We start from the raw sequence: 15,815 nt of genomic DNA, 5'->3' as shown, positions 1-15,815 counted from the left end.
AGCCGCAAGGGGTCGGCTCAGTCGTCGTCGCCGGGCACGTAGGGTCCGCGGCGGAGCTCGAGGTCGATCTGCTCGGCGTCCAGCAGGTCGAGCGCGTGCCGCAGCGCCTGCGAGCTGTACGCGCCGGACGTGCGCGCGTCGAGCAGCGCGACGCGCTGCGCGGCGATCGCCCGGAGCCGCAGCTCCTTGTACTGCGCGAACAGGTCGGCCGACGTCGCGGCGTCGGTGTCGCGGTTCTCGAGCTCGCGCACGACGTCGCGGCGCACGCGGGCGACGACGGCGCCGTCGTAGGTGGTGCCGTCGGCGCGGCGGAGGTCGGGCGCGTCGATCACGGCCACGGCCGCGCCGTCGAGCTCGGCGCGCACGGCGCCGCGGTCCTCGTCGGCGCGCGTGGACCCGCCCGAGAGGCCGAGCCGGCGCACGACCCACGGGAGCGTGCCGCCCTGCACGACGAGCGTCCCGGCGGCGACCCCGAAGGCGACGAGCACGAGGAACGAGCGCTGCGGGGTGTCGAGCGGGAGCGTCTGCGCCGCGGCGAGCGTCACGACGCCCCGCATGCCCGCCCACACGAGGAGCGTGCCCTCGCGCCACCCGAGCCGCTCGGCCGTCAGGTAGTCGATGTCGGCGGCACGACGACGCAGCGAGGTGCGGATGCGCCCGACGCGGGCCTGCGGCACCTCCTTCGGGCCGCCCGTTCGCGCGACCTCGCGGTGCCGTCCCGACGGCTCGACCGTGGCGAGCGGTGACTCCGCCGGCCCGAACCGCGCGTCGAGCTTCTCCTGCATGCCCTCGATCACGTCGCGCATCGACTCTCCCCGCCGCGCGCGCCGCGCGAGCGACCGCAGGAGCGTCGCGACGTACGCGGAGCGCACGACGAGGATGACGACGGCAGCGAGCGCCGCCACGCCGACCGCGCGCCACAGGCTGCCGTGGGCCTCCTGCACGTCGGTGACCAGCGCGAACAGCTCGAGCCCCATGAGGAGGAAGACGGTGCCCTCGAGCAGCAGCTCGACGGTCCGCCAGTTCGACTCCTCGGCGAGCCGGTGCTGGGGCCGCAGGTACTTGGCGGCGCCGTTGCCGGTGACGAGGCCCGCGGTGACGACGGCGACGAGGCCCGACGCGCCGAGCTCCTCCGACGGCAGGTAGGCGAGGAACGGCACGACGAAGGACACCGCGGTGCTCAGCGCGGGGTTGGCGAGGCGGCGCCGGACGAAGAGGCCGAGGAACCCGACGAGGAACCCGACGAGCACGGCGACGACGACGGCGAACACGAAGTCGCCCGCGACCGACCACAGCGACACGCGGGTGGCGGACTCCCCGGTCGCGACGGCGATCCCGATGCCGGCGATGGCGGAGCGCAGGAGCACGAGGGCGGACGCGTCGTTGAGCAGGCTCTCGCCCTCGAGCAGCGTGACGACGCGGGGTGACGCGCCGATCCGTTTGACGATGGACGTCGCGACGGCGTCGGTCGGGCTGACGATGGCGCCGAGCGCGAAGCCCGCCGCGAGCGGGATGCCGGGGATGAGCCACGTGAAGAGGTAGCCGAGGAGCGCGGTGCTGAGCAGGACGAGGACGACGGAGAGCCCGCTGATCGCGGTGAAGTCCCGCCGGAAGTCCATGGTGGGCAGGCCGACGGCCGCCGAGTACAGCAGCGGCGGCAGGATCCCGGCGAGGATCCACTCGGGCTCGAACTCGATCTCGGGGACGGCGGGCACGAAGCTCACGACGACGCCGACCGCGACGAGCACGAGGGGCGCGGCCACGCCCGCCTTCGGCGCCAGGGCGTTGACCCCGACGATCGCGACGACCGCGAGCGTCCCGACGACGATGAGGGAGAGGATCTGCTCCTCGGTCAGGCTGAACGGGAACTCCATCTGCACCTCCGGCTACCGGCGCCGCGCCCGGGTCGGCGCGCGCGGGACGCCCCCACGCTAGCCGCCGGGGCCGTCTCCGGCGGTGCGCACGCGGCGTTCGAGGCGCCACTCGTTGCCCGAGGTCCCCGCGACCCAGCGGTGCTCGAGCCGGTCGACGCACGCCCGCGCGAGCGCGAGCCCCCGCCCGGACTCGGCCTCGGGGGGCGGCATCGTGCGGTCGAGGTCGACGTCGGCGGCGGGTGCGGTGTCGCGCAGCACGACGACGACGCGTCCCGCCCCGGCGTCGAGCTCGGCCCGGACCTCGACCGTCTCGGGTGCGGGCGAGTGCCGCACGATGTTCGCGGCGATCTCCGTCGTGGCGAGCTCGACGGCGAGCCGGTCGTCGGCGGGCACCCACGGCGCCTGGCCCCAGAGCGCGGCGAACGCGTCCGGGAGGGCGTCGAGCCACGGCGGGGACGCGGTCGCGCTCAGCACGACGAGCGGGGCGTCGTCCGGCGGGGTCACGCGGGGGTCACCCGTCGGCGAACGCGCTCGCCGCGTCGTCGTGCACGCGCAGCACGCGGTCGAGGTTCGTGAGGCGCAGGACCGTCGCCACGGAGGGCGCGGCGTTCGCGAGCCGCAGGTCTCCGCCGGCGGCGCGCGTCGTGCGCAGCCCGCCGACGAGGGCGCCGAGGCCCGAGGAGTCGACGAACTCGAGGCTCCCGAGGTCGACGACGAGCCGGGTCCGGCCCGCCTCGACGAGGTCGGTGACCGCGTCGCGCAGCTGGGGTGCCGTGGTGAGCGTGAGCCGCCCCCGCGGCACGATCACCGCCCCCGTCTCCTCGAGCGGTGTCACGTCGAGCTTCACTGGTCCTCCGTCCGTCGTCCGGTCATCGTCGTCTCCGGCACGGGCTCGCGCGGCGGGCGCGGGCCGGAGTACCGCGCGGCGGGGACGAGCACCCCGAGCACCGCGAGGTCGTACGCCACCCAGGCGAGGGTGACGAGGGTCGCGCCGAGGTCGGCGTCGAACGCGACGAGGCGCACCGTCCCGACGACGGCCGAGACCACGAGCAGCACCATGGCCGTGAGCTGGGGCCAGATGGTGCGCCAGGCCGGCCGGTGCTCGCCGGTCCGCGTCTTGGGCGTCACGACGAACCCGAGCGGGCGGCCGAGGACGACGTTCGCGAACGCCGTCCAGCAGGCCCGGATCCACACCGGGAAGAGCGCGAGCGAGTACTGCTGCCCCCGCCAGGTCCGCACCCCGCGCGCCACGACGAGGAACAAGAGCTGGTTGAGCACGAAGTACGGCACGAAGCGCACGAAGAAGTCCGTCCCGAACGCCTGGACCGGGAGGATGCCGAAGCACAGGTACACCATGGGCGCCGCGAGGTACGCGAGGGCGGCGAAGCCCGCGAGGTAGCTCCACATCGTCGCGAAGTACATGAGCCGCTGCCCCACGCGCAGCCCGCGCAGCGTGAGCGGGTTCTCCCGGAGCATCACCTGCACCGTGCCCTGCGCCCAGCGCAGGCGCTGCTGGAGCATCGTCGGCATGTCCTCGGGCGCCAGGCCGTGGGCGAGGACCTCGTGGTGGTAGACCGACCGCCACCCGAGCGCGTGCAGCCGCATCGCGGTGGCCATGTCCTCCGTGACGGAGATCGTCGCCATCGGCATGACGGCCTGCGCCTCGTCGCTGCGCCCGACGTCGACCGCGTCCGCGAGGCGGCGCACCGCCTCGACGGCCACGAGCGGCGAGAGGTCGCGCCGGGCGAGCCGGTCGAGCGCCTCCTCGTCGACGACGAGCTGGCCGATCTCCTCGTCGACCTGGAACGGGCCGCCGGACACGAGCTCGGGCTCCACCGTCGCGAGCTCTGCCCGCAGCGCCTCCACCTGGCCGGCGACGACGCTGCGCGACGCCTCGTCGACGCGGCGCTGGAACCGGTAGGTGACGTCGGCGGCGGGCTCCCCCGCGGCGAGGGCCCGGCGGGCCTCGTCGGCCTCCGCGCGGAGCCGCTCGACGGCGGTCCGCACCGCCGGGTCGGCCGCCTCCGGCGAGCGCGCCGCCCGGGCGAGCACCGAGCCCGCGGTGCGCAGCGCGCGCCGCACGCCGACCGTCACGCCCTGCACGTACCCGACGACGCCCAGCTGCATGAGCGCCTCGCGCCGCAGCACCGCGTTGGAGCCGCAGAAGAACGCGGCGTTCCACCCGTCCTTCCCCTGCTGGATCGGCCCGTAGAAGAGCGGCGCCTGGCTCCCGAGGGGGTCGGCGTCGTCGACGTTGACGAACCACTGCGGGGTCTGGACGATCGCGACGCGCTCGTCCGCGGTGAAGTACCCGACCGTCCGGTCGAGGATCGCCGGGTCGGGCACCTGGTCGGCGTCGAGCACGAGCAGCAGCTCGCCGTCCGTCTGGAACAGCGCGTTGTTGAGGTTGCCGGCCTTCGCGTGCCGCGGCTTGCCCGCCCAGCTCGCGCTGCGCGTGAGGTACCCGACGCCCGCCTCCGCGGCGGCGGCCCGCATGCTCTCGCGCGCGCCGTCGTCGAGGATCCACGTGCGGTGCGGGTACCGGATGGCCCGGGCCGCGCGGGCGGTCGCGAGGACGAGCTCCTCGGGCTCGTCGTACGTCGTGACGAAGACGTCGACCGTGACGCCCTCCGGGGCGGGCGGCGGCTCGCCCCGCTCGCGCACGCGCCACATCGTCACGCCGAAGAGGGCGGTGTCCACGAGGCTGTAAGTCTCGGCCAGCACGAGCGGGACGGCGATCCACCAGTGCGACCACGCCACGGATTCGAGCCACCGCCAGGCGACGTAGTTGACGCCCGTGACCAGCGCCAGCACGACGAGCACGCGGATCAGCACGAGCCGCCGCGCGGAGCCCCTCATCCCGCGACCCGCTCGACCACGAGGACCGTGAGGTCGTCCCCGACGTACCGCCCCTCGGCGAGCCCGACCAGCACGTCGAGCGTCGCCGCGGCGTCCCCGGCCTGCCGGACCTCGCGCGCGGCACGCGCGAGGGCCGGCCCGTCCGGGACGGGCAGCGGGACGTCCGGGTCGAGGAGGCGCGGGTCCCCGCCCGGGACCCCGAGGTCGGCGAGCAGGTCGACGAGCCCGTCGCTCACGACGACGAGCCGGTCGCCCGGTTCGAGGGTCACGTGGTGGACGGTGCGCGCGGTGCCCGGCGCGACGCCGAGCGGCAGGCCGTCCGCCTCCAGGCGGTGGATGCCGCCGTCGGGCCGCAGCACGCTCGCGAGGCCGTGCCCCGCGTCGACGTACGCGAGCCGGCCGCTGTCGCGCTCGAGCGTGGCGCACCAGGCCGTGACGAACGAGCCGACCTCCTCCAGGTCCGGGGCGAGCAGGTCGTCGGCCGTCTCGACGCCCGCCGCGAGCGACGGTGACCGGAGCGCGGGCCGCAGCGCGGCGCGCGCCGACGCCGCGACGATCGCGGCGGGCATGCCCTTGCCCATGACGTCCGCGACGACGAACCCGGCGCCGTCGGCCGTCGTCGTCCAGTCGTAGAAGTCGCCCCCGACGCCGCGGGCCGGCAGGCAGCGCGCGGCCACCCGGTAGCCCTCGAGCTCCGGGGCGCGGCGCGGGAGGAGCCCGCGCTGCACCGCGCCCGCCCGGTCGAGCTCGACGTCGTGCTGGAGCTCCCCCTGGACCCACAGCGCGAGGTCGCGCAGCAGGGAGCGGTCGGCGTCGTCGAACCGGCGCGGCCGGGTGTCGATGACGCACAGCGTGCCGACCAGCTCGCCGCCCGGCGCCGCGATGGGGTGCCCGGCGTAGAACCGCAGGTGCGGGTCGCCGACCACGAAGGGGTTGTCGGCGAACGTGGCGTCCTGCGCCGCGTCCTCGACGACGAGCGTGCGGTCCGCACGGATCGTCACGTCGCAGAACGCGCCCTCGCGCTGCGCGACCGGGCCGTCGAGGCCGACGAACGCCTTGCGCCACTGCCGGTCCGCGTCCACGAGCGTGATGCTCACCGTCGGGACGCCGAACAGGCGCTGCGCGAGCCGCGTCACGCGGTCGAACCGTTCCTCGGGCGAGCTGTCGAGCACGCCGAGCCGCTGGAGCGCCAGGACCCGCGTGCGTTCGTCCTGGAGCGCGTCGGTCGTCGTCAAAGTCTCTTCCCCCTGCTCGTGCCTCTCCGTCGTGACGCGACCTCCCGACATCTATCACGGAGTGCTGCGCGTCGCAGGGGCAGGAGACGGTCCGCACGTCCCGGACCTGGACCTTCGCCCGTGCCTGCCGCGGTGCGTCTCGGGGTGGGGCCGCTCCGGTCGCGAGCGGCCCGCGGTCCGGAGACGCTGCCAGAGGCGACGAACCGCCGGGCACCCGAGGAGAGGGAGGACCGTGGACGCGATCACCGTGCTGGAGGACCTGTTCGGGAGGATCGGGCCGACCGCGACGCGCGCGGTCGACGGCCTCGGCGAGGACGCGCTCACCGCGCGCGTCGACCCGGGCGCCAACACGATCGCGTGGCTCGCGTGGCACCTCGCGCGCGGGCAGGACGCCCAGGTCGCGGGCGCCGTCGGCCGGGACCAGGTGTGGACGCGCGACGGGTGGGCCCGCCGGTTCGACCTGCCGTTCGACGACGGCGCGACCGGCTACGGGCAGTCGGCCGACGACGTCGCGCGCGTCCGCGCGCGCGACGACCTGCTGCTCGGCTACGTCCACGCGGTCCAGGTCGAGTCCCGCGACGTGCTCGCGTCCCTCACCGCCGACGACCTCGACCGGGTCGTCGACGAGGCGTGGGACCCGCCCGTGACGCTGGGCGTCCGGCTCGTGAGCGTCGCGGTGGACGCCCTCGAGCACGCGGGCCAGGCCGCCTACCTCCGAGGGGTGCTCGAGCGCACCGGGCGCGTCTGACGCAGCGCGGGATCGACGAGCGAGGCGCGACCGCCGGGCGCCAGGACCTGCGGTCGTAGGGTCGGACGATGGGGAACCCGATGCACTTCGACGCGCTGGCGGACGCCTACGCGTCCGCCCGTCCGCCGTACCCGGCCGAGCTGTGGGAGCGGGTGCGTCGCACGGGCCTGGTCGCGCCGGGTCGGCGAGCGGTCGACCTCGGCGCGGGCACCGGTGAGGCGACCGGGCCGCTGCTCGCAGCGGGGGTCGACGTGGTCGCCGTCGAACCAGGCACGCAGCTGGCCGCCGTGCTCGCGGCCCGTCACCCGACGGCGGAGGTGGTCGTCGCACGGGCCGAGGACGCCGAGCTCGGCCGAGCGGCGTTCGACCTGGCGGTCGCCGCGACCTCGATCCACTGGATGGACCTCGACGCGCTCCTGCCCCGGCTCCATCGCGCCCTGGTGCCAGCCGGGCGGTTCCTCGTCTGGCGGCACGTCTTCGGTGACCCCGCGGCGGAGCCGACCGCCTTCCGTGACCGGGTCGCGCGGATCGTCGCGCGGCGGAGCAGGCCGCCGCGCGCCGGAAACCCGGAGGCCGTCAGGGAGACCGCGGCACGGCTGACTGCCTCCGGGCTGTTCGCCGTCGAGGACATCGGTGAGTACCGCTGGAGCATCGAGCTCGACCCCGAGCAGGTTCACGGGCTCTTCAGCACGTTCAGCGACTGGAGTCGGGACGAGGTCGACGAGGTCGCAGCGGCCGTCGCGGACCTCGGAGGGCGCGTCGTCGAGCACTACACGTCCTGGTTGATCGTCTGTGCGCCGGTCTCGGGGGCTGGTCGCGAGTAGTTCCGCATACCGTCGAGAGCCTGGCCCGACCCGCCGTGGTGATCGAGAGCTGCTACGGCTGATCGAGTGAGGGATGCGAAGAGATTCTCAGAGAGCCGTTGAACAGCGGTGCGTGACATAAGGGAGGTCATCGGCACTGAACCAGCGCACTTTGCATCAGATGCACGATCTCGCTCCTCACGGCAAAGTCCGCGTCTGTGCAGGTCAGCCCGCCACTCGCCCTCTCGTGTCTGCCGCCGGGTTCTCCCGGTCCTTGCCGTGTTGCCGCAGATCACTGCAGCCGGCCCGTCAGCGCCTGCCTGACGTCACGCTCCGCCAGGCGCTCGATCGGGCCCAGGGGCTCAAGCACGTGCGAAAGATCCTGGTGACGCGAACTGCGGTTCGACAGCACAGGAACATTTGAGAACTAGACCTCAACGAGCCATTCCTGCTTTCCTGGCCAAGGGCTGAATGCTCCTCGATGGGCGGTGACACGTTGAAGGGCCGGTAGCGACCCTAGAACCTCCGCATCCACAATCTGGCCACAGTCGGCAACGAGCAACTCCTCCAACTTCCTGCACTCGGCAAGGGGCGCCAGACTGACAGTCCTTTCTGACCACTGCGCACGAGGAGGCTGGACGCTTAGTCGGCGCAAGCCATGGAGCGGTCGAAAGCAATCAAACGACGCCGCCGCCGCACCCTCAATGTCAACCTCTTCGATACCTTCACTCCCATCCAGGTCAAGTTCAGGGACGACCCCGCCGACCGACTTCTTGAAATCGAGTCGCAGTCGGCGAAGGCTCGGAATTATCGCCAGGTCAAGCCGGCCGCTTGTCGCGATCGCTTCGAGCCCTAGGAACTCAATACGGCGAAGAGCAGAAAGGTGGCCGACGATCGAGGAGGCGGGGATCGAGAGAGAGGTGATTCGCTCGATACCGGACGAGACCACGGGTTCCGCGAGGCGTCCATCCAACCAAAGAACTTCGAGACTTGGAAGCAGACCCTCCGGGAGTGGTCCGATAAGTCGGCGCGTCTGCACCTGCAAGAACCGCAACTTCAGGCGCTCGAGCGCGCCCAATTCAAGAAGCCCGCGCGACTGGCGTTCGGGGAGGACTATTAGGCCATCCACGCCCGCGCGACTCAGCTCGCTTATGTCCTCGCCCGATGGCTGCCCGTAGATCTCAGCGGTCCGGTATGGACCATGGATGCCACCAGCACGAAATTCAAATACGGGAAATCTCATTGCGTCACCTCGCAATTTGGAACCGACTACTCAACAGCCGACTGCTCTTTTTAAAGAATCCGCCGAGGGCGCGGTGCCGAATTCGAATCAACGCGTCCTCAACCGCATCCATCGCGCACCCGTTGCCAATACTGTGCGTGCGAACTGATGCGATACTCTGGACAGTGTATCCCTTCTCTGTGAGCGATCCACGCTTTCTGAAGTGGGCGTGGATTCGCTTGTGCATGTTCTTCGCCTGACCAATGTACTCTTTGCCGTCCTTCGTTGTGATGTGATAGACACCGCTCGCGCGGAACACGATGCAGCGCAAGCGAGCATGCAGCGTTATGGACGAGTTGATCGTCCAGCGTGTTGGACGCGACGAAGTACGTGTGCGGACCGCTGATGTGGACGTTGTGGACGGTCTGGCCTGAGAGCCACCCGCGGTCGTGCATTGCTCGAACGACGGTAATGCCGCCCGAGGATCCAACGAGTCGGTCCCCTGGGGTGAGTTCTACCGCGTCGATCCAACCCTTGCCGTCGACCCAGAAGGGGTGGTTGCCGGTCGCGGTGATCGGCGTGCCTGTACCTTCGATGGTGATGTCGATAAGGTGCTTGGTGCCGGTGCCGGTGATCGGGTAAATCACTTGCTCGACCGTGACGTCGCCCGAAACTGGATCGCCCGCAAGAACGAGGTCACCTGTCTCGAGTGTCTCGATCGGGGCTAGGGAGCCGTCGGAAAGGCGGAAGAGGGTTCCTGCGGCGAAGCTGTTGCCGCAGGCCCGGGCAGCCTTGTTCGCGGCGCGTGACCTACTGCCAGCCTTGGCTGCGACTGAGGCGACCTTGAAGCCTGCGCGTACGCCAGCGCCCGCCCCGACGAGTTGCGCTGCGGCGGTGACGCCCATCTCGAGGGCTTTGCCCTTGTTGCCGGATGCGGCGTAGGCGACCGCGGAGACTCCGGCTGCGGCGGCGCCCACAGGGCCGGGGATCCAGGAGGCGACTTCGCCGACGACGGTGACGGTCCATCGTCCGCTACGCCCTCGCGGGCGCTCCCGCGCCGCTGGCCGTGGCCAACTACACCTACGACAGCCTGCCCCCCGACGAGCAGGCCGCACTCCCCCGGGCCGACGAGCTCACCGCCATCCTCGAACACGACGTCGGCGACGATCCCGCAAACCAGACGTAACAGAAGTTACCGGGGCACAGAGAAGGGGCCCACCCGTTGGGTGGACCCCTTCGAACTCTTCTGTCCGTAGGTGGAGGCCGAAGCCCGCGGATCCTACGACTCGTCCCCCTAGTGTACGTTCTCGCCGTGCCCTACGCCAAGCCCGCCGACCCCCTCGAGATCCAGCGAGTCATGTCCGAGCCGCGCGTCGGCACGTATCTCGCGGCGGCCGAGGGCAACCTCGACAGAGCGCTCGAGCTCTACGCGTGGAACGCACGCGTGTCCGCGGCGTTCATGCTCCCAGCCCACTTCGCGGAGGTCGCAACCCGCAACGCAGTGTCCGAGGCTCTGACCGCGACCTACGGTCAGCGGTGGCCCTGGGACCAGAGCTTCGAACTGAGCGTGCCCGCGGCAGGGAAGTACTACAAGCAGCGGCGCGACCTCCAGGACACCCGCAAGCGACAGCCTACGACGGGGAAGGTCATCGCAGAGCTGAAGTTTGTCTTCTGGCAGAAGATGTTCACCGCACGCCACGACGAGCGGCTCTGGGAGCCCCAGATCCTGACGTTGTTCCCGACGGCACCGCAGACAGGCGCCGCCGCGCTTCGGGACCGCATCTACAACGACCTCGAGGTCATCCGCAAGATGCGCAACCGGCTCGCGCACCACGAGCCCATCATCAACCGAGACCTCGCCCGAGACCTCGCCAAGATGCTCGATCTGATCGAACTACGTTCGTCGAGCACGGCGGCCTGGGTCCGCACCATGGAGCGTGCGAGCTCGCTGCTCAGGGAGAGGCCCTGAGGTATCGGCCTCCGATCAAGCGCTGCGGAATCGACGGCGGTCTCAACCGATCAACGCACCACCTTCACTCCGAGGAACTCTAGCGTCGAGCTCAGCGGGGATCGTGGGTGCGCATGCGCACCGTGGCCCGTGTCCCTTGGGCGGGCTCGAGGACAGAGATCCGGGACGCGAGCCCGTCGATCACCGACGCGGGAGCTGGGATCCTCGCGGACTGCAGCGCGGTTCGGACCTCGTCTTCCGAGTGTCCGGCGTGCTGGTGCGCGATGGTGTTGAGCCGGTCCTCGACGGTGGCGGACTGGCCCTCGTTGATCCAGCGATCGACCTCATCCAGCGGCTTCGGCTTATGACGTCTCCACATGGATCGAGGCTAGGCCTCGCCCGAGCGTGCTGCCAGAGGTCGAGCACGTCCGACGGCGCGGTAGACGGTCGCGCGGGAGACCCCGAAGAGCTCGGCGATCTCGGCGGAGGTGTGGTTGCCGGCGTGGTGGAGGTCGACGAGGTGACGCTCCTGGGCAGGAGTGAGCTTGGGCTTGCGGCCCTTGAGCTTGCCCTTTGCCTTCGCGATGGCCATGCCTTCGCGGGTGCGGGCGCGGATCAGGTCAGCCTCGAACTCGGCGACCATCGCGAGCACGTTGAGCAGCAGCCGGCCAACCGGGTCGTTGGGGTCGTGGACGGTGCCTCCGATCTGCAGCCGGACGCCGTGGGTGGTGAGCTCGTCGACGATGTCGCGCGCGTCGCGGATCGAGCGGGCGAGGCGATCGAGCTTGGTCACCACGAGCGTGTCCCCGGACCGGGTCGCGGCCAGGGCCTCGCGGAGCCCGGGCCGGTCGCGGTGGGTGCCGGTCGCGCCCTGGTCGACGTAGACGCGTCTCGGGTCGACTCCCATCGTCTCGAGCGCTTGGCGTTGGGCGGTGAGGTCTTGTTCGGCGGTCGAGCAGCGTGCGTACCCGATGAGCGTCGCGGTCATGCCGTGAGTGTCGCAGATAGGCAGCCCTCACCGGGCAGATTTTCGAGCGGGTCTATCGAGACAGTCGACATCAAGGTGCTGCCTCGCCGCGTGGGCGTGCGCGGGGTGTCTCGGTAGGGGATCGGCTTACGGCACGGCGGTATGGTCAAGCGGATTTCCGGGTGATGCCGGCCGTAGGTGGTCATGCAGGCCTCGACTCCTACCCGGGCGTCACCGCCTTTGTCCCTCACCTGCGTTGAGCCCGCATAGGGTTGGCTACGTGGACCAGGTCATCCTCATGTGCGGTCCGGCTGGATCGGGGAAGTCGACCTACGCGCGTGGCCTGGAGGCCCGGGGCTATGTCAGGGTCTCGTTCGACGGCGAGGCGTGGGCCCTCGGGCACCGGACCCACCCGATCGGCGACGACGCGCGCCAGGTCGTCAACGGAACGCTCCAGGACAAGCTCGTCGACTGTGTGAAGCAGGGGAAGGGCGTCGTCGTGGACTCCTCGTTCTGGTCCCGTGCCTCGCGCGATGAGTTCAGGCGGCTCTGCGCCCCCCTCGGCGTCGTCCCGGTCGTCTACTACCTGGACACCAGGCGGTCGATCCTCCTGGACAGGTTGGCCCAGCGCGAGAACTCCGGCCCGGACGACATCGCTGTGTCGCGCGAGCGAGCGATCGCGTACATCGACGGGTTCGAGACGCCCACACCTGAAGAAGGCCCACTCAGGATCGTCCACGTGACAAGCCCGATGTGATCGTGGCTGCGCCCAGACCGGCGCCACGCCCACGCTGGTCGCCCTCCTGACTCGAAGGGGTATCCCCGGTGGGCGGTCTCGCAGAGACACATCACAGTCGCCGATTCTCATTGCCTGCCCCGGCTTCATTCCTCAGCTACAGCTCGCACGCCTGCGTCGGATCTGCTCATCGACCGGCGCAATTCTCGAGCCGCCGCTGCGGTCTCAAGAAACCTCTCCGTCGGCGCCGCCCATTCAAGGACCTGCCGAGGCCGTTCGTTCAGGAGCCTCTCGATGCGTTCGAGCTCGTCGTTACTCGTCGCGTTCATGTTCGTGCGCCGCGGGAGGTACTGGCGCAGGAGGCGGTTGGTGTTCTCGTTGGTGCCGCGCTGCCACGGGCTGCGGGGGTCGCAGAAGTAGACCGGGGCGTCGATGAGTGCGCTGAGGAAGGCGTGGTCGGCCATCTCGCGGCCGCGGTCCCAGGTCAGGGACTTGCACATGCCGGGTGGGACGTTGAACAGGGCGCGGGCGACCGCGATGCTGACGTCCTTGGCCTTGATCCCGTCGGGCAGCGGCACGATCTTCAGGTAGCGGGTGGTGCGCTCGACGAGGGTCGCGACCGCGCTCGGGCGCTTGCCCATGACGAGGTCACCTTCCCAATGATCCGGCTCGAGCCGGTCGGTCACGGTGGCGGGGCGGTGGTGGATGGAGACCATGTCGCGCAGATGCCCTCGCCCGTGCGATCGCTTCACGAGCCGGGGCCGGCGCATCGTGCGACCGGACCGCAGCCGCTGGTACGTGCTCTTCGGCAGGTTCCGCGATGCCGGCAGATAGACAGCGCGGTAGATCGTCTCGTGCGAGACCCACATGCCCGGCTCGTGGGGATGTTCGCGGCGCAGCCACGCCGCGATCTGCTGCGGGGACCAGTCCAGCTCGAGCCGCGAGAGCACCACCGCCCGCAGCCGCTCGTCGCTCGCGAGACGCGGCACCCGCGACCGCCGGGCTTCGACGCGGGCACGCTCATCGGCGACCGTCGCACGGTAGGCGTCACGGCCGCCGTTGCGGGCGATCTCGCGCGAGACCGTCGACGCCGACCGCCCCAACCCTTCGGCGATCGCCCGGGCAGAAAGACCAGCAGCGATCCCACGCGAGATCTCTTCCCGCTCACCTGGACTCAGGTGCCGTGGGGAGCGTCTCGGCAACGCGGGTCGCACCCCACCATGACGCAGCAAGTACCGGCGCACGTGATGCGACGGGACGCCGGCCCGATCGGCGATCCGCCGCAGTGACTCGCCCTCGCCCCATGCCTGCCACACGACGTCCTGTACTGCCGCTGGCAGCGACGTCACCACACTCATCCCAGCCTCCACGACCACGCATCATCTACCCTCGTGGTGCGTTGGTGGGTTGAGACCGCCATCGTTTACGGCAATCCGGCCGGTGATGACCTTCATGCGCGCGACACGCCGACCTTGACCCGCCGAAACCCACCGCCGAAACCTCACGGCGCCGAAACGCGTGTGGTACGTATTCGGCGCAGAGTCGGACGAGCGCTCTCGACAATCAGAACGCCCGTCACGAGTACGCCGAGTCACCGGTCGGTAATCGAAAACCCGGGTGCGCTCCCCCGCATCTGCCCTCAGTGCAGGTGGCACCCTCCTCAGGCGTGATGACAGCCGTTCCCGACCGCGACGAGCAGGCTCGACGCCGACCACGTTCACGTCATGATGATCGCCGGCTCCGTGCCGTCCGGCGCGACGAATCGGGCCAGGTGGGTGGCCTCGTCCCGCACAGCTGCTGTCTCGGCATCCGTCAGCGGCCGGAAGGGCGCCATGCGCAACTGATCGCGGGTCAGGCTCCAGCTTCCTTCGACGAAGCCGTCGACGAGGAACAGAGGTACGCCCGCGGACGCCCGGGGTGCGATACGTCGACGATTCTCCTCGCTGATCACCCGGGTCCGGTCCCGGTGCCCGAGAACAGCATTGTCGAAGGCGGGCAGGAACCGGACGGGTGCTGGAGCGTCCGGTTCGCCGAGCGGCGCGTCGGGCAGGTCGAACAACTCTGCTCCCTGTTCATCCCGGAAGACGCGCAGGCGCGGCCGCAGCCCTTCGACGATCTCGCGGAGTCGCGTCATCCCCGACCAGGCCTGGACGTCCATGACAGAGGCCGGACCGAATGCGGCGAGGTAGCGCAGCACCATCGTCTCGGGTTGTGATGCGTCGGCGATCGGTCGGGAGAGCCACTCGTCGGCCAAGGCGACCGGTGTCCCACGGCGATGCCCCCACCCGCCCCAGATGGGGTGAGGGGGTGGATGCACCAGCGCCTCCAGCAGCTCGAAGGCCTCGGCAAGCCGGCCAGGGCTGCGGCCGGGGAAACGGTGGACGAGCAGGTCGCCGAGCTCCCGGCGCTGCAGCGTCCTGCCGGTCAGCATCCCCCGCCCGGCGCTGCCGAGCTCGTCCGGATCGATCCCCTCGATCTGCGCCGCGTAGTATGGCTCGGCCAGTGCGCTCCGCACGAGCGTCGCGACCGTCGCCCGCAGCCAACCGAAGTCCTCGCCGCGGGCCAGATGCTGCGTCCCACGCAACATGGTCGCGTGCACCACGTCCCGGCCCTCCAGCAGGGACGTGAGGTCGTCGCGCCGGAAGTTCTCCAACCGGGCCCACAGCCCCACATAGGGTCCGTTCGGCACCTGCGCCTGCATCGCCACGAGATGCTCGATCGCCTCCCGTGGGGTCCGAGAAACGCGGCGGGTCAGCAGTTGCCGCTCCAGCAGCGTCCGGTTCAGGACTCGCCGCGTGAGTGCGCGCACACCGGCGCTCACGACTCGTCGACCAACCAGTCCATCGGTACTTCCTGCGTGATACCGATCAGGTTGCCGTCGGCCGCCTTCAACACGGCGAGACGGGCGCCGGGCATGTCGACGATCCCGGTGCCCGGATCGATGTTGTCACCCTCGGCGGCCTCGGCGGTGCCGAGCTCGGCGAGGGATCCGTCGGCGACCTCGGTCATCGCCGTGGCCCCGGCGGCGACGAGCGCTCGATGGGCCTGCTCGATGTTCTCGACCGTCCAGAAGACCAGCGGATGATCCACCCACGGCGCCGCGGTCAGCCCGATCTCCACGCCATCTCCGGAGAACGCGGCGAACTCGTCGCTGTGGAATGCGGGTTCTCGACCGAGCAACGCCGTCCAGGCCGCGATGCTCGCGGGCAGATCTCGCGCGGGCAGAACCACATTGCTGAAACCGTTCAACTGCATCATGAACACTCTCCTCTGAGCCGAGTAAATGGCCGGTGGGCGTCACGCTACAGCAGACCTCGGACATTCCATGGGCTGTGCGCTGCGGGCTGCGATCGCCCGGTCCTCGTCCACACTCCCCCGGCCATCGCCCGGCCCACAGGCCGCGCAAGCTACGACGCCGACCCC

Annotated in this window: 16 protein-coding genes and 1 pseudogene; 4 read left to right on the top strand and 13 right to left on the bottom strand. The window is 70.8% G+C overall.

The genetic code is table 11. The features are described 5' to 3' along the window. Positions 1-17 precede the first annotated feature (17 nt). From ACPCUX_RS13555 to ACPCUX_RS13535, 5 genes are read right to left on the bottom strand one after another with little or no spacing between them, the layout of a single operon-like run. Positions 18-1,874 carry a cation:proton antiporter gene (locus ACPCUX_RS13555; RefSeq protein ID WP_423388971.1) on the bottom strand — a complete coding sequence of 619 codons (1,857 nt, stop codon included), beginning with the start codon at positions 1,872-1,874 and terminating at the stop codon, positions 18-20. 57 nt (positions 1,875-1,931) lie between these two features. Next, positions 1,932-2,378 (bottom strand): ATP-binding protein, encoded by a 447-nt coding sequence (locus ACPCUX_RS13550; protein WP_114553422.1) that lies wholly within the window; start codon positions 2,376-2,378, stop codon positions 1,932-1,934. 7 nt (positions 2,379-2,385) lie between these two features. Next, on the bottom strand, positions 2,386-2,721 hold the full coding sequence (locus ACPCUX_RS13545; RefSeq protein WP_051028350.1) for an STAS domain-containing protein: 336 nt from the start codon (positions 2,719-2,721) through the stop codon (positions 2,386-2,388). Then, on the bottom strand, positions 2,718-4,733 hold the full coding sequence (locus ACPCUX_RS13540; RefSeq protein WP_423388970.1) for a glycosyltransferase family 2 protein: 2,016 nt from the start codon (positions 4,731-4,733) through the stop codon (positions 2,718-2,720). Before ACPCUX_RS13540 ends, ACPCUX_RS13545 begins: the two co-directional genes overlap by 4 nt. Further along, positions 4,730-5,968 carry a PP2C family protein-serine/threonine phosphatase gene (locus tag ACPCUX_RS13535; protein ID WP_423388969.1) on the bottom strand — a complete coding sequence of 413 codons (1,239 nt, stop codon included), beginning with the start codon at positions 5,966-5,968 and terminating at the stop codon, positions 4,730-4,732. The genes ACPCUX_RS13540 and ACPCUX_RS13535 overlap by 4 nt, the downstream gene beginning before the upstream one ends. 232 nt (positions 5,969-6,200) lie before the next feature. Between ACPCUX_RS13535 and ACPCUX_RS13530 the strand changes: the two genes are divergently transcribed. Next, positions 6,201-6,716 (top strand): mycothiol transferase, encoded by a 516-nt coding sequence (locus tag ACPCUX_RS13530; RefSeq protein WP_034650952.1) that lies wholly within the window; start codon positions 6,201-6,203, stop codon positions 6,714-6,716. A gap of 68 nt (positions 6,717-6,784) precedes the next feature. After that, positions 6,785-7,540: a class I SAM-dependent methyltransferase gene (locus ACPCUX_RS13525; protein ID WP_114553698.1), complete on the top strand. Its 756-nt coding sequence runs from the start codon at positions 6,785-6,787 to the stop codon at positions 7,538-7,540. A gap of 406 nt (positions 7,541-7,946) precedes the next feature. Here ACPCUX_RS13525 and ACPCUX_RS13520 read toward each other — a convergent pair whose 3' ends face one another. The 3 genes and pseudogenes from ACPCUX_RS13520 to ACPCUX_RS13510 all read right to left on the bottom strand — a co-directional run. Then, a complete protein-coding gene (locus ACPCUX_RS13520; RefSeq protein WP_423388968.1) occupies positions 7,947-8,762 on the bottom strand; it encodes a hypothetical protein in 816 nt (271 codons plus the stop codon). Between the two features lie 4 nt (positions 8,763-8,766). Then, positions 8,767-9,060 (bottom strand): GIY-YIG nuclease family protein, encoded by a 294-nt coding sequence (locus ACPCUX_RS13515; RefSeq protein ID WP_371810572.1) that lies wholly within the window; start codon positions 9,058-9,060, stop codon positions 8,767-8,769. 37 nt (positions 9,061-9,097) lie between these two features. After that, a pseudogene (locus ACPCUX_RS13510) lies at positions 9,098-9,646 on the bottom strand (polymorphic toxin-type HINT domain-containing protein); the annotation flags it as partial. Between the two features lie 407 nt (positions 9,647-10,053). On the opposite strand from ACPCUX_RS13510, the gene ACPCUX_RS13505 reads away from it, so the two are divergent. Beyond that, a complete protein-coding gene (locus tag ACPCUX_RS13505) occupies positions 10,054-10,710 on the top strand; it encodes a hypothetical protein (protein WP_216608029.1) in 657 nt (218 codons plus the stop codon). A 91-nt stretch (positions 10,711-10,801) separates the two neighbouring features. On the opposite strand, the gene ACPCUX_RS13500 is transcribed toward ACPCUX_RS13505, so the two are convergent. Beyond that, the gene (locus tag ACPCUX_RS13500) at positions 10,802-11,068 is read right to left on the bottom strand and encodes a hypothetical protein (RefSeq protein ID WP_114552731.1); all 267 of its coding nucleotides are present in this window, start codon (positions 11,066-11,068) and stop codon (positions 10,802-10,804) included. Between the two features lie 9 nt (positions 11,069-11,077). Further along, on the bottom strand, positions 11,078-11,677 hold the full coding sequence (locus tag ACPCUX_RS13495) for a recombinase family protein (RefSeq protein WP_171467210.1): 600 nt from the start codon (positions 11,675-11,677) through the stop codon (positions 11,078-11,080). A gap of 259 nt (positions 11,678-11,936) precedes the next feature. On the opposite strand from ACPCUX_RS13495, the gene ACPCUX_RS13490 reads away from it, so the two are divergent. After that, a complete protein-coding gene (locus ACPCUX_RS13490) occupies positions 11,937-12,413 on the top strand; it encodes an AAA family ATPase (protein WP_232089073.1) in 477 nt (158 codons plus the stop codon). Positions 12,414-12,538: 125 nt separating this feature from the next. On the opposite strand, the gene ACPCUX_RS13485 is transcribed toward ACPCUX_RS13490, so the two are convergent. The 3 genes from ACPCUX_RS13485 to ACPCUX_RS13475 all read right to left on the bottom strand — a co-directional run bounded on the left by ACPCUX_RS13485 (position 12,539) and on the right by ACPCUX_RS13475 (position 15,650). Then, positions 12,539-13,750 carry an IS30 family transposase gene (locus tag ACPCUX_RS13485; protein WP_423388967.1) on the bottom strand — a complete coding sequence of 404 codons (1,212 nt, stop codon included), beginning with the start codon at positions 13,748-13,750 and terminating at the stop codon, positions 12,539-12,541. A 359-nt stretch (positions 13,751-14,109) separates the two neighbouring features. Next, positions 14,110-15,213: a winged helix DNA-binding domain-containing protein gene (locus ACPCUX_RS13480; protein ID WP_114552741.1), complete on the bottom strand. Its 1,104-nt coding sequence runs from the start codon at positions 15,211-15,213 to the stop codon at positions 14,110-14,112. Further along, positions 15,210-15,650, bottom strand: coding sequence for a VOC family protein (locus ACPCUX_RS13475; RefSeq protein ID WP_114552744.1), 441 nt, complete (start codon positions 15,648-15,650; stop codon positions 15,210-15,212). Before ACPCUX_RS13475 ends, ACPCUX_RS13480 begins: the two co-directional genes overlap by 4 nt. Positions 15,651-15,815: the final 165 nt, after the last annotated feature.

This window comes from Cellulosimicrobium sp. AB352, assembly GCF_049538415.1.
Lineage (GTDB): Bacteria > Actinomycetota > Actinomycetes > Actinomycetales > Cellulomonadaceae > Cellulosimicrobium > Cellulosimicrobium funkei.
This window is presented reverse-complemented; position numbering and strand designations above follow the sequence as displayed.